The sequence below is a fragment of the Microbacterium sorbitolivorans genome (assembly GCF_003327285.1).
Lineage (GTDB): Bacteria > Actinomycetota > Actinomycetes > Actinomycetales > Microbacteriaceae > Microbacterium > Microbacterium sorbitolivorans.
The window spans coordinates 345,375-358,089 of sequence record NZ_KZ848474.1 but is presented as its reverse complement, the minus strand read 5'-3'; the positions used below and the strand labels follow the sequence as shown (position 1 = coordinate 358,089).

The 12,715-nt window shown below is 68.0% G+C and carries 12 protein-coding genes; 7 read left to right on the top strand and 5 right to left on the bottom strand.

All coding sequences use genetic code 11. The features are described 5' to 3' along the window. The first annotated feature begins 12 nt into the window (after positions 1-12). The gene (locus DTO57_RS07370; protein ID WP_114117576.1) at positions 13-1,557 is read left to right on the top strand and encodes a threonine/serine exporter family protein; all 1,545 of its coding nucleotides are present in this window, start codon (positions 13-15) and stop codon (positions 1,555-1,557) included. A gap of 192 nt (positions 1,558-1,749) precedes the next feature. Next, positions 1,750-2,184: a type II 3-dehydroquinate dehydratase gene (gene aroQ / locus DTO57_RS07365; RefSeq protein ID WP_114117575.1), complete on the top strand. Its 435-nt coding sequence runs from the start codon at positions 1,750-1,752 to the stop codon at positions 2,182-2,184. 52 nt (positions 2,185-2,236) lie between these two features. On the opposite strand, the gene DTO57_RS07360 is transcribed toward aroQ, so the two are convergent. Continuing rightward, positions 2,237-2,752: a DNA helicase gene (locus DTO57_RS07360; protein ID WP_114117574.1), complete on the bottom strand. Its 516-nt coding sequence runs from the start codon at positions 2,750-2,752 to the stop codon at positions 2,237-2,239. A 101-nt stretch (positions 2,753-2,853) separates the two neighbouring features. Between DTO57_RS07360 and DTO57_RS07355 the strand changes: the two genes are divergently transcribed. Both DTO57_RS07355 and DTO57_RS07350 read left to right on the top strand, forming a co-directional pair. After that, the gene (locus tag DTO57_RS07355; RefSeq protein ID WP_114117573.1) at positions 2,854-3,408 is read left to right on the top strand and encodes a peptidylprolyl isomerase; all 555 of its coding nucleotides are present in this window, start codon (positions 2,854-2,856) and stop codon (positions 3,406-3,408) included. Between the two features lie 43 nt (positions 3,409-3,451). Then, positions 3,452-4,372: a rhomboid family intramembrane serine protease gene (locus DTO57_RS07350; protein WP_114117572.1), complete on the top strand. Its 921-nt coding sequence runs from the start codon at positions 3,452-3,454 to the stop codon at positions 4,370-4,372. A 4-nt stretch (positions 4,373-4,376) separates the two neighbouring features. Here DTO57_RS07350 and DTO57_RS07345 read toward each other — a convergent pair whose 3' ends face one another. The 3 genes from DTO57_RS07345 to DTO57_RS07335 all read right to left on the bottom strand — a co-directional run bounded on the left by DTO57_RS07345 (position 4,377) and on the right by DTO57_RS07335 (position 7,661). Further along, positions 4,377-6,182 (bottom strand): phosphoenolpyruvate carboxykinase (GTP), encoded by a 1,806-nt coding sequence (locus DTO57_RS07345; RefSeq protein ID WP_373285663.1) that lies wholly within the window; start codon positions 6,180-6,182, stop codon positions 4,377-4,379. A 445-nt stretch (positions 6,183-6,627) separates the two neighbouring features. After that, positions 6,628-6,867, bottom strand: coding sequence for a cell division protein CrgA (locus DTO57_RS07340; RefSeq protein ID WP_114117570.1), 240 nt, complete (start codon positions 6,865-6,867; stop codon positions 6,628-6,630). Between the two features lie 92 nt (positions 6,868-6,959). Continuing rightward, the gene (locus DTO57_RS07335) at positions 6,960-7,661 is read right to left on the bottom strand and encodes a fasciclin domain-containing protein (protein ID WP_229730469.1); all 702 of its coding nucleotides are present in this window, start codon (positions 7,659-7,661) and stop codon (positions 6,960-6,962) included. A gap of 170 nt (positions 7,662-7,831) precedes the next feature. On the opposite strand from DTO57_RS07335, the gene DTO57_RS07330 reads away from it, so the two are divergent. The 3 genes from DTO57_RS07330 (at position 7,832) to DTO57_RS07320 (ending at position 10,894) form a co-directional block, all read left to right on the top strand. Next, entirely contained in the window at positions 7,832-9,547 is a 1,716-nt protein-coding gene (locus DTO57_RS07330; protein ID WP_114117569.1) for a cytochrome c biogenesis protein DipZ, read from the top strand. Positions 9,548-9,611: 64 nt separating this feature from the next. Continuing rightward, a complete protein-coding gene (sigK, locus tag DTO57_RS07325; protein ID WP_229730467.1) occupies positions 9,612-10,202 on the top strand; it encodes an ECF RNA polymerase sigma factor SigK in 591 nt (196 codons plus the stop codon). After that, positions 10,199-10,894 carry an anti-sigma factor gene (locus DTO57_RS07320; protein ID WP_114117567.1) on the top strand — a complete coding sequence of 232 codons (696 nt, stop codon included), beginning with the start codon at positions 10,199-10,201 and terminating at the stop codon, positions 10,892-10,894. Before sigK ends, DTO57_RS07320 begins: the two co-directional genes overlap by 4 nt. Here DTO57_RS07320 and pknB read toward each other — a convergent pair. Further along, positions 10,891-12,672 carry a Stk1 family PASTA domain-containing Ser/Thr kinase gene (gene pknB, locus DTO57_RS07315; RefSeq protein WP_268235366.1) on the bottom strand — a complete coding sequence of 594 codons (1,782 nt, stop codon included), beginning with the start codon at positions 12,670-12,672 and terminating at the stop codon, positions 10,891-10,893. The genes DTO57_RS07320 and pknB overlap by 4 nt on opposite strands. Positions 12,673-12,715 lie beyond the last annotated feature (43 nt).

Below are 12,715 nucleotides of genomic sequence, written 5' to 3'. Positions count from 1 at the left end.
TACCCTCAAATCATGAATGCGGATCGGGCACCACGCGGCCTCTTTGGTGGGCTTCGGCGCGCGCTGTGGAACGACCCCGCGAAGCGGCGCATGACCGAGCAGATGCCGATCATCGACGACCGCGTCGCGCAGATGATCCTCGACCTCGCGATGCGGGTCGCCGAGATCATGCTGTCGATCGGGGCGAGCGCGAAGGAGGTCACGCTCGCGGCCCTGCGCATTACCCACGCGTACGGGCTCAAGAGCGTGCACGTCGACGTCACTTTCAACTCGGTCATGCTCTCGGATCATCGGGGAGGCACGGGCGACCCCATCACGCTGATGCGGGTCGTGCGCTCCGCGGCGCCCGACCACGCGAAGCTCCAGCGGATGCAGGCGCTCGTCAACGACATCGAGCACGGCATGCCGCTGAACGAGGCGACGACCGAGTTCCACGCGATCCGGCGGATCCCCTTCCACTACCGCCCCGCAGTCGTGGTGCTCGCGCAGGCGATGCTCGGCCTCGCCGTCGCGCTCATGTATGGCGCCGGCTGGTTCACGATCGTGCTCGCCCTGCTCGCCTCCCTCGCCGTTGCCCTGACGCAGCAGGGCCTCGCGAAGCTGCGGATCCCGCTGTTCTTCAACCAGGTGGGCTGCGCCCTCGTGCTCGTCGTGTTCGTCGTCGCCGTCACGTGGCTCGGCTGGCAGGGCGTGCCGCTCTTCGACGACGTGCTCCCGACCGTTCTCATGGCGTCGGGAATCGTGCTGATGCTCGCGGGCCTCGCCGTCGTCGGCGCGACGCAGGACGCGATCGACGGCTTCGCGCTGACGGCGGGCGGTCGCCTGCTCGACCTCGCCGTCATGACGATGGGCCTCGTCGTCGGCATCCTCGTCGGCCTCGAGAGCGCGCGGCGCCTCGGCCTCGGCCTGCCGCTGCCGAGCGAGACGGTCGTGGCCTTCGGCGCCCCGCTCGGCCACGCCGTGGGCTCGCTACTCATCGCCGTCGCGGTCGCGATCATCAACGGAGCGAGCACGAGCATCATCCTCGTGAGCGGCGCCCTCAGCACCGTCGCCTGGGCCGGCTGGTACCTGCTCGCGACCGTGCTCGGGCTGCCGGGTTTCGCGGCCGTTTTCGGCGGCGCGCTGCTCGCGAGCTTTATCGGATCCGTCGTCGCCGACCGCCTCGCGGTGCCATCGATCGCGGTCACGACCGCCGCGATGGTGCCGATGGTGCCCGGCACCGCGGTGTTCCGAGGCCTCCTCGGCCTCGTCAGCGTCGACGGGCAGATCGAGGCGTTCATGCACGCCTTCGACTCGCTCTTCACGGCCGTCATGACGGGCATCGCGCTCGCCTCGGGCGCCACGCTCGGCATCATGATCGGCGCGCCCCTGCGGCTCCGCCTCGGCGACCGCACCGTCGCCATGCGCTCGAAGGCCCGCCCCGCGACCGCCGCCGGCGGAACGGCGGCCTTCGAGGTGGTGCGCACCGAGCCCATCGAGCACGAACTCGACGAGATCCCGGTCGCCGACACCGCGGATCCGCACCCCCTGACGAAGCCGTACGAGGCGGGGGAGTAGGGGCCGAGGCGTCAATGTCTGCGCCAATTCCTCACTTTCGCCACACCTCATCAACTCTCCGACAAATCTCCCCGCAGCAACGGAAGATTCGTCGGAGAGTTGATGATCGGTTGGGAAAGTGAGGAAACACCACGGACCCGGGACCGGTGAGCGTGCACGACGTGAGGATGCCCCACGCGATACCCTGACCTCATGACGCGGATCCTCGTGGTGAACGGCCCTAACCTCAACCTGCTCGGCACGCGCAAGCCCGAGATCTACGGATCCGCGACCCTCGACGACGTCGTGCGGGTCGCGCGGGAGGCGGCCGAGCTGCAGGGCATCGAGATTCGCGACGTGCAGTCGAACTCCGAGGGCGCGCTCATCGACGCGATCCACGAGGCCCGCCTCGACTGCGATGGCATCGTCATCAATGCGGGTGCCTACACGCACACGTCGATCGCCATCCGCGACGCCCTCGAGGCGGTGTCGCTGCCGTTCGTCGAGGTGCACATCTCGAACGTCCACGCGCGCGAAGACTTCCGGCATCACTCGTACCTCAGCGGCCTCGCGAGCTGTGTGATCGCGGGGGCGGGGATCCAGGGCTACGCCTTCGGCGTGCACCACCTGGCCGCGATCATCGCGTAACAACACGAATGGCCGGGATCCCTAAGGATCCCGGCCATTCGCGTGTCAAGACTTACGCGTCGGGCGTCGACACTGCCTCGTCGGCGACCCAGAGCTCGTCTTCGGCGCTGAGCGTCTTCCACGCCACGACGAAGATGCCGATGGCGGCGGCGACGCCGAGCACGGCGGCGATCACGGCGCCCGCCGACGACTTCTTCTTCGGCGGTGCGACGACGATCTGCTTCTTGCCGAGCTTGGCGGCGGTCGCGTCGTACGCGCCGATCGCGCGGCCCACGACGCCACCGGCGGCGGGGATGACGCGCGAGTCGAAGAACTGCTTACCGCGGCCGTAGCCCTCGCGGACGTAGGGGGTGGCGCGGTCGACGTAGGGCTCGACGTACTCCTGGTACTTCTTCTTCGCCTCCGGCGTGATCACCTCGCGGTTGATCTCGCGGAGCTGGCGCCCGGCGGCGCGAGCCACCTCGGCGGCCTCCGCGGCGACCTCGCGCTGCGCTGCGAGGACGCTATTCGCGGTGCCCTGCAGCTTGCGGAGTTCCTTCTTGCGCTTCTTGCTAAGGCTAACGCTCACTGTGGTGTGCCCTTCCGCATCGTTGACGTGCTTTCTTTCATCCTGCCATGAGCTGCTATGTCTCGGCGATGACTTGGCGCATCTCTGAAAGAATGGTTCACATGACTCAGCACACCGCCGTCGCCACCGTTCACACGAACCACGGCGACATCGTCATCAACCTGTTCGGCGACCAGGCCCCGGCCACGGTCGACAACTTCATCGGTCTCTCGACCGGTGAGAAGGAGTGGACCGACCCGCGCACGGGCGCAAAGGGCGATGGTCCCCTCTACAAGGACGTCATCTTCCACCGCATCATCCCCGGCTTCATGATCCAGGGCGGCGACCCGCTCGGCCAGGGCATCGGCGGCCCGGGCTACAACTTCGATGACGAGATCCACCCCGAGCTCAACTTCAACGAGCCCTACATCCTCGCGATGGCGAACGCGGGCAAGCGCCCCAACTCGTTTGGCGGCTACAGCGGCACCAACGGTTCGCAGTTCTTCATCACGACCGACCCGACGCCGTGGCTCATGGGCAAGCACACCATCTTCGGTGTGGTTGCAGACGATGCCTCGAAGGCCGTCGTCGACGCGATCGCCGCCGTGCAGACCGGTGCGAACGACCGCCCGGCCGAAGACGTCGTGATCGCCTCGATCGACATCGAGAAGCTCTAAGCATCTCCCCTTACGAAGCTCTGCCGGACAGGACCCCTTAGCAGTGACCGACACCTCAGGCGCATCGCTCCGCGATAACCCCGACAACTACTGCTATCGGCACCCTGACCGGCAGAGCTTCGTGCTGTGCCAGCGGTGCACGCGCACGATCTGCACCGAGTGCATGACCCAGGCGTCCGTGGGCTTCATCTGCCCCGAGTGCCTCAAGGAACAAAAGAAGAACCGCACCCCCGCACAAAAGCGCGCGCAGCGCCGCTGGGGTACCGGATCCGGATCCCGCGCGGGCGCGGTCTCGTTCGGATCCTCGTCGACGCGCGGCACGACGACGATCTTCGCCGTGACGGCGCTCGTCTACCTGCTGCAGATGCTCGGATCCGTCGTCCCGGCCATCAAGGTGCAGAGCTGGCTCTTGTTCTGGGCGCCGTACCTGTACCCGAGCCTCTCCGGCGTCTTCGAGCCGTGGCGCATCCTCACGGCCGCGTTCGTGCACGGCGGCCTCTGGCACGTCGCGCTCAACATGCTCACGCTGTGGATGGTGGGGCGCAGCCTCGAGCCGGCGCTCGGCACCTGGCGCTTCGTCACGACCTACCTGCTGAGCGCGGCGGGCGGATCCGCCGGCGTCGCCCTGCTGGGATTCGGTACGCCCGTCGTCGGCGCCTCGGGGGCCCTCTTCGGCCTCTTCGGCGCGCTGATCGTGATCGGACGCGCCGTGGGCGCGAACCTCTCGGGCCTCTACATCACGCTCGGTATCAACCTCGTGCTCGGCTTCGTTCCGGGCTTCAACATCGCCTGGCAGGCGCACATCGGCGGCCTGATCGTCGGTGCCGCGATCGGTTTCATCTTCACGCGCACGCGCCGACCGAAGCAGAGGTGGCTCCAGATCGGCCTCCTCTGCCTCGTCGGCGTCATCGTCGCGGCCGCGTTCGTCCTTCCGCTCTTCGGCGTCTACGCGCAGCTCGCCTGACCGGCTACGAGGCCGGGCTCGCCAGCCGCGCGCGCAGCGCCGCGAGCTGCTCGCGGAGCGCGTCTGGGATCCGGTCGCCGAAGGTGTCGTAGAACGCCTCGGTCATGTCGGCCTCGGCGAGCCAGCCCTCGGCGTCGATCGCGAAGAGCTCGTCGAGGTCTGCCTGCGGCACGTCGATCCCGTCGAGGTTTAGCTCCTCGGGTAGGCGACCGATGGGGCTGTCGACGGCGGGCGCCGCGCCCTCGATGCGGCGGACGACCCACTCGATGACGCGCGAGTTCTCGCCGAAGCCCGGCCACAGGAAGCGGCCGTCGGTGCCCTTGCGGAACCAGTTGACCTGGAAGATCGCGGGCGGCGAGGCGACCTCGCCCATCTCCACCCAGTGCGCGAAGTAGTCGGCCATGTTGTAGCCGCAGAACGGCATCATCGCGAACGGATCCCGGCGCAGCTCGCCGACGGTGCCCTCGGCGGCCGCGGTGCGCTCGGACGAGATCGTCGAGCCCATGAACACGCCGTGGCCCCAGTCGAACGCCTCGACGACGAGCGGCACGTTGCTCGCGCGGCGGCCGCCGAACAGGATTGCGTCGAGCGGCACCGCCTCCTCCCAGTCCGGCGCGATCGACGGCGACTGCGCCGCCGAGACCGTGAAGCGCGAGTTGGGGTGCGCCGCGGGGCGGCCCGAATCCGGCGTCCAGTCGTCGCCGCGCCAGTCGATGAGGTGCTCAGGCGCCTCGTCGGTCAGGCCCTCCCACCACACGTCGCCGTCGTCGGTCAGGGCGACGTTAGTGAAGATCACGTCGCGGTGCAGCGTCTCGACCGCCGTGATGTTCGTCGAGACGCCCGTTCCGGGCGCGACGCCGAAGAAGCCGGCCTCGGGGTTGATGGCGTAGAGGCGCCCGTCCGAGCCGGGGCGGATCCACGCGATGTCGTCGCCGAGGGTCTCGACGCGCCAGCCGGGCACGGTGGGGCGCAGCATCGCGAGGTTCGTCTTGCCGCAGGCCGACGGGAACGCCGCCGCCACGTGGTAGGCGCGACCCTCGGGCGAGACGACGCGGATGAGCAGCATGTGCTCGGCCATCCACCCGTCGTTCCGCCCCTGAACCGACGCGATGCGCAGGGCGAAGCACTTCTTCGCGAGGATCGCGTTTCCGCCGTAGCCCGACCCGAACGACATGACCTCGAGGGTGTCGGGGAAGTGCACGATGTACTTGTCGTCGTTCGACGGCCAGGCGACGTCCGGCGTGCTGCCGTCGAGCGGTGCCCCCACCGAGTGGATCGTGCGCACCCACGGGCTCCCGCCCGCGATCAGCTCGGTGACCTCGGCGCCCACGCGCGTCATGATCGAGATCGACGCGACGGCGTAGGGGCTGTCGGTGATCTGCACGCCGATCTGCGAGAGCGGCCCGCCGACCTTCCCCATCGAGAACGGCACGACGTACATCGTGCGGCCCTCCATGGATCCGTCGAAGAGGGCCGTCAGCCGGCCCCGCATCTCCGCCGGATCCGCCCAGTTGTTCGTCGGCCCCGCGTCGTCCCTCGAGTTCGACGCGATGAAGGTGCGCGACTCGAGGCGGGCGACGTCGCGCTCGTCGCTACGGGCGAGGTAGCTGCCGGGGCGGAGGGTCTCGTCGAGCTTGATGAGGGCGCCGGAGTCGACCATGTCGGCGAGGAGCGCCTCGCGCTCGACGTCCGATCCCTCGACCCAGTGGATCCGGTCGGGGCGGGTGAGGTCCGCCGTCTCCTCGACCCAATTGAGCAGCTCGGCGAAGGCCGCGGTGGCGTGGGTGGGCGTCACCCCGTATGCGTCGATGCGTGTCGTAGAAAGGGTCTGGGCGGTGTCGATGAGGACCAATGCGCTCTCCTGAGTCGTCGTTGGCTAGGTAACGTCAGGACGAGTATTTCTCATAATAGATCCATCTTTTCTCGATTTGAGGAAGCAAGATTTGCGGTTCTTGTCATCTCGTAAAGTCGACGAAACCGCCGTTCTCCACAAGTTCTCCACAGCTCGGGGATGGTTTTCCCCACCTCGACCCCATCTGTCCACCTCTTAAGGGCGGTTCTCCACGCGTTCTCCACGCTCAAAGGCCGGTTTTCCCCGGAGTTATCCACAGATCTATCCCCAGCTGGGGAGAATCACACCCGTGTTATTCACACCGGGGGATGGGCCTGTGGAGAATTACACGCGTGTGATTCGTGCCGTGGGCGCGCGAAAAACCCCGCCCGGAGGATCCGAGCGGGGTCGTGAAGAAGAGGGGTTAGCGCCAGCGGGTGGCCATGATGAGGCCGATGAAGGCTAGGCCGCCGCCGATGGCGAGGTTCCACGCCCCGATGTCGGGGATCGGAAGGGTGCTGCCCGACATGTAGAACACGAGAACCCAGGCCAGGCCCAATAGGAAGAAGGTAGCCATGACCGGCTTGAACCACACGGGGTTCGGCAGGGGCTCACCCGGGACGTGGGTGATCTCGTCTTCTTCGTCGTGCTTCTTGCGCGCCATAGGGATCAGTCTACGGGAAGATCGCACGGCGCCCAGAAGCTCGACAGAGTCGGGCACCCCCAGTCCCCCCGGGGGCACCCGGCCCTGGTCTGTTACTCGGCCGGGGGCATCAGCACCGAGTCGATGAGGTAGACGGTGGCGTTCGCAGTCTGCACGCCACCGCACAGCACGGTCGCGTCGTTGACCATCCATTCGTCTCCCGAGCCCGTGACCTCGAGGTCCGCGCCCTGCACGGTCGTGTGCGTGCCGGCGATGTCGGCCGGCTCGATCTGCCCCGGGATGACGTGGTACGTCAGCACCGAGGTGAGCAGGTCGGCGTCGGTGGAGAGCATGTCGATCGTCTCCTGGTCGACCGCGGCGAACGCGTCGTCGACCGGGGCGAAGACGGTGAACTCGTCGCCGTTGAGCGTGTCCACGAGGTTCACGTCCGGGTTCAGCTGCCCGGAGACCGCCGAGACGAGCGTCGTCAGCAGCGGGTTGTTCGACGCGGCCACGGCGACCGGGTCCTGCGACATGCCCTGGACGGATCCGGGCCCGTCCGGGACCATCGACGCGTAGTCGGCACAGGCCGGGCCGACGAGGTTCGCCGCAGGGTCCATCTCGCCGTTCGTCGCGTCCTCTGTCGGCGTTTCGTCAGCGGGGGTCTCCGCGGGCATCGTCTCGGGAGCCTCGGACGCCGTGGCGTCGTCGTTCTCAGGGGCGTCGTCGCCGCCGGACATACATCCCGTCAGGGCGATTGCTGCCGCGAGCGTGAAGGTGATTCCGCCGCCGATTCGAAGGCTGTTGCGCAACATGGGGTCCTCCTGGTTTGAGATTTGCGCCGTGTGGCGCTCCCGCCGGACTGGCGGTTACAGGGCATTCGACGTCGCGTACGAATCGGATGGGAAGAATTTCTCTCGTGCCCGAATGTCAATCCGAAACGGCGGACGCATCGAATACCTCTGCGTAACCAGCGGAGGATCTCATGACACTCGTCATCATCGGCTTTCTCGGAGGCCTCATCACGGGCATCTCGCCCTGCATCCTGCCGATCCTGCCTGTCGTGTTCCTCACGGGCGGAGCGCAGTCGGCTCAGGTCGGAGCGGACGGTGAGCCGTCGGCGGCCGGTCGATCACGCCCCTATCTCGTGATCGCCGGACTGATCGTCAGCTTCACGGCCGTGACGCTCATGGGCTCGCTCGTGCTCGGCTCACTGGGCCTACCGCAGAGCTTCCTGCGGTGGGCGGGGATCGTCGTCCTCGCGGTGCTCGGCGTCGCCCTGATCGTGCCACGCCTGGAGCAGCTCCTCGAACGGCCGTTCCAGTGGATCCCTCGCCGCGAGGTCTCGAACGAGCGGGGCGGGTTCGGGGTCGGCCTCGCGCTCGGAACCGTCTTCGTGCCGTGCGCAGGTCCGGTGCTGGCGGCAATTATCGTGGCCGGATCGACCGGCCGCATCGATGCGGGGACCGTCGTGTTAACGGTCTCGTTCTCGCTAGGAGTGGCGATCCCACTCCTCGTGTTCGCACTCGCCGGTCGAGGCGTGGTGCGCCGGATCCGGGCGTTCCGCAATCGAGAGCGCGGGCTGAGGATCACCGCGGGAATCGCGATGCTTGCCCTTGCGGGCGGGCTTGTCGTCGACGCACCCGCATTCCTGCAGCGCCTCATCCCGGACTATACCGCCGTCCTCCAGCAGCCGCTGGCCGAGGACGAGGCCGTGCAGGAGGCGCTGAGCCTGGGCGGGCTCGTGACAGACGAGAACCGGCAGCTCGACGAGTGCCTCGGTTCCGGCGACGAGCTCGCGTCCTGCGGCCTCGCGCCGGAGATTCGCGGCATCGACGGATGGTTGAACACCCCGAACGGAGAGCCCGTCTCGCTCGACGAGCTGCGTGGTGAGGTGGTGCTCATCGACTTCTGGGCGTACTCGTGCATCAACTGCCAGCGCAGCATCCCGCACGTCACCGCTTGGGACGACGCGTACCGCGACGCCGGGCTGCGGGTCATCGGCGTGCACTCCCCGGAGTACGCCTTCGAGAAGGATCGCGGCAACGTCGAGGCCGGCGCGCGCGACTTCGGCATCGAGTACCCCGTTGCGCTCGACAACAGCCTGGCCACGTGGACCGCGTACCGGAACCGCTATTGGCCCGCGCACTACCTCATCGACGCCACGGGTACCGTGCGGCACATCGCCTTCGGCGAGGGTCACTACGATGTCACCGAGAAGCTCATCCGCGAGCTCCTGCTCGATGCTGACCCCGACGCGGTGCTCCCCGACGCGACCGATGTCGCTGACGAGACGCCCGACATCGGTTCCACGACTCCCGAGACATTCCTCGGTGCGGCGAAGGAACACACCTTCGGCGGCACCGAGGAATATCGGCAGGGGGAGCGGGCCTACGCGCTGCCCGACGAGCAGGCGGCGGACACGTTCGCGCTGGATGGCGTGTGGGAAATCGGAACGCAGGCGGCGACGCCTGCGGGAGAAGACGGTACCGTCCGTCTTCGCTACCGCGCGGACGAGGTGAGGATCGTCGTGGCGGGGGAGGGCACGCTCGGCGTCGACGTTGACGGCGAGCGATCGGAGGTCGACGTGTCGGGTACGCCCCGCTCCTACCCGTTGCGCGCGTCGGGGGGATCCGCCGAGGGAACGATCGAGGTGCGGGTGCCGCCGGGGGTGGACGTCTACTCGTTCACGTTCGGGTGACGCGATACCGGACTCGCGCGGCTTTCACGGCCGAGCGGCGGAGGAATAGGGCATGCTGATCTCTATGACCGAAAGCAGCGAGGCCGCGCCTGATGCACGGGCCGATGGCGGCGACGCCGTCGACGAGCTGCTGAGACGGATCGCGATACGGGACAAGGGCGCTTTTGCTGCGCTCTACGACCAGTTCTCGTCGCGAGTCTTCGGACTCGTGATGAGGATCGTGATCGATCGAGCGCAGAGCGAGGAGGTGTTGCAGGAGGTGTTCCTCGAGATCTGGGAGAAGGCCGACCGTTTCACCGCGACGCGAGGTCGGGGGCAGGCATGGGTCTTCATGATCGCTCACCGGCGGGCCATCGACCGCGTGAAGTCCGCGCAGGCGAGCGCCGATCGCGATGTGCGAACGGGACGTCGGGATCTTGAGGTTCCCTTCGACGCCGTGGCGGAGGACGCCGAGGTGCGCGTGGAGGGTGAACGCGCACGGGCGGCCCTCGACCTGCTACCCGACGCTCAGCGTGAGGTCCTGTCAATGGCCTACTTCGACGGCTACAGCCAAAGCGAGATCGCGACGACGCTGAGCACGCCACTCGGCACGGTCAAGACGCGAATGCGTGATGGAATTGCTCGCCTGCGGAAGACGATGGGGGTGGCGGGATGATGACGGATGAAGAATTCGAGGAGCTCGCGGCTGCGGATTCCGTGGGCGCACTGAGCGATGATGAACGACGCCTGCTCGAGCTCGAGGCCGCCCGCGATCCTCGGCGCGCCGAACAGCTTCTTGAGGCGCGGCTGGCCGCGGCTGCATTCGCGGAGACGGTCCCGGCTGTAGATCCGCCGGCGCGGATCCGCGCACAGCTCCTTGACGCTATCAACGACGAGCCTCCTGCTCGGAGCCGGCGTCGTCGCCCGTGGTTCGTGCTCGCGGCCGCCGTGGCGGGGCTTGCAGTCATCGGCGGTGGCTTCTACGCTGTTGCGACCCAGTTCATGCGTCCGGGCGCTGTAGTCGCGCTTGACGAGATCGAAAGTGCCACCGACGCAGCCTCGGCCAGCGCCGATCTGCCGAGCGGCGGCGAGATGACGCTGCACTGGTCGGAAAGCTTGGGGCAGGCTGTCATGACTGCCGAAGATCTTCCCGACCTCGCAGACGACGAGCAGTACGAGATGTGGTTCGTCCGCGCAGAGGGCCCGGTATCCGCCGGTCTCGTTGACCACGATGGCGCTCACCCCACGGCGCTGATCGACGTCGAGATGCAGGAAGGCGATATCTTCGCGGTGACGGTAGAGAAAACGGGCGGGTCGGAGTCAGGCGCGCCGACGAGCGATCCGCTCGTTGTTATCGAGACGTCTTAGCCTTCGGCCCCATCTGATGTCCCCGACTCGTTTGCCTCGGCCGCCGGCGCGCACACCCGCAGCGTCACGGTCGAGTGGATGTCGACATCGCCCGCCGCGGGGTTCTGCGTTTCGACGATGAGGGGGTCGCCCGCCTCGCAGCCGTCGTCGACCGTCTGCTCAACCGTCAGCCCGAGATCCTCGAACGACTTCTTCGCAAACTCGTAGGGCATATCGGTGAGGTCGTTGATCGTGACGCGGCCGGTCGCGACCGTGAGGTCGACGCGGGAGCCCTCGAGCACCTCGTCGCCCTCGGCGACCTTGTCGCCGTTGACCTCGGCGGAGAGCACCGTGCCGGCCTGCGCGTCGGGGTCGTTCGTCGGCATGATGCGGCCGAGCTGCAGGCCGTCGTGGCCGTCGAGCGCCTTCCGCGCCGCGTCTTCGGTGCCGCCGATGATTGACGGGATCGCCGCCATGAGCGGACCGTCCGAGACGAGGATGTCGACGTGCGTGCCGAGTTCGAGCGAGGTGCCGGGAGCCGGTCGTGTTTCGATGACGGTGCCCTCCGGCAGGCTGTCGCTCGGCTGCGTCGACACCTTCACCTCGAGCCCATCGTCGGCGAGCTCGCGCTCGGCGGCCGACGCCGTCCAGCCGGTCACGTCGACGACGTCAACGGTGTCGGCGGCCCGCAGGTCGAGCGGATCCGATTCGATGACCCAGAAGGCGAGGGCCGCGACCAGCGCGATGATGAGCGCGATCGCCGCCCACACCCACGCCGTCGGCGGGCCCGACTGCGTGCGCGCCACGCCGTTATCGCTCGAGAGCTCGGCGAAGGTGTGCTCGATCTCGTTCTGCGCGCGACGGTGCTCGCCGTAGAGCTCGTCGGTGAGGTTCGTCATCTGCCGGCGCGACATCGTGCGCCCGTCGAGCGCGGCGTCGAGCGCCTCGCGGAACGTCGCCGCATCGGGGTAGCGCTGCGCCGGATCCTTTGCGAGCGCGCGCATCACGATCGGGTCGAGCTGTGCGGGCGCCTCGGGGTAACGCTTCGTCGGCGGCACGGGCGCCTCGCGCACGTGCTGGTAGGCGACCGAGACGGGGGAGTCGCCGACGAACGGCGGCCGGCCCGTGAGGAGCTCGTAGAGCACCACGCCGGTCGAGTAGAGGTCCGCGCGCGCGTCGACGGGCTCGCCCTGCGCCTGCTCGGGCGAGAAGTACGCGGCGGTGCCGAGGATCGTCGTGGTCTCCGCGACCGTCGCCGACGTGTCGCTCACGGCGCGCGCGATGCCGAAGTCCATGACCTTGACCTGGCCGTCGTCGGTCACCATAACGTTGCCGGGCTTGATGTCGCGGTGCACGACGCCCGCGCGGTGCGAGTACTCGAGCGCCTCGAGGATCCCGTCGACGTAGCGCGCCGCGTCGTCGGCCGAGAGCGGGGCCTCGGCCGCGATCTCGCGCAGCAGGCGCCCGCGAACGAGCTCCATCACGATGAAGGGCGTGTGCGTGATGCCGCCCGCCGGATCGTCCTCGAGATCCTCGCCCGCGTCGTAGACGCGCACGATCGAGGCGTGCGCCATGCGGCTGGCAGCCTGCGCCTCGAGGCGGAACCGGGTGCGGAACGTGTTGTCACGCGCAAGCTCGCGGTCGAGGATCTTGATCGCGACCGTGCGGCCGAGCGTGAGGTCGTAGCCGCGGTGCACCGTCGCCATGCCGCCGCGACCGATCAGCGAATCGACGCGATAGCGGCCCGACAGGATCCGCTCTTCTGGCGTTTGCACGGCCTGAGTCGGCTCGTCAGTCACGTTGTCGCCTCTCCCCCGGGACAGATCATGCTACCGGAAGCGC

Bases quoted from the DNA above. Each gene is read 5' to 3' on its own strand.
- DTO57_RS07370 (WP_114117576.1), top strand. From the start codon at position 13: ATGAATGCGGATCGGGCACCACGCGGCCTCTTTGGTGGGCTTCGGCGC.
- aroQ (WP_114117575.1), top strand. From the start codon at position 1,750: ATGACGCGGATCCTCGTGGTGAACGGCCCTAACCTCAACCTGCTCGGC.
- DTO57_RS07355 (WP_114117573.1), top strand. From the start codon at position 2,854: ATGACTCAGCACACCGCCGTCGCCACCGTTCACACGAACCACGGCGAC.
- DTO57_RS07340 (WP_114117570.1), bottom strand. From the start codon at position 6,867: ATGGCGCGCAAGAAGCACGACGAAGAAGACGAGATCACCCACGTCCCG.
- DTO57_RS07335 (WP_229730469.1), bottom strand. From the start codon at position 7,661: ATGTTGCGCAACAGCCTTCGAATCGGCGGCGGAATCACCTTCACGCTC.
- DTO57_RS07330 (WP_114117569.1), top strand. From the start codon at position 7,832: ATGACACTCGTCATCATCGGCTTTCTCGGAGGCCTCATCACGGGCATC.
- sigK (WP_229730467.1), top strand. From the start codon at position 9,612: ATGACCGAAAGCAGCGAGGCCGCGCCTGATGCACGGGCCGATGGCGGC.
- DTO57_RS07320 (WP_114117567.1), top strand. From the start codon at position 10,199: ATGATGACGGATGAAGAATTCGAGGAGCTCGCGGCTGCGGATTCCGTG.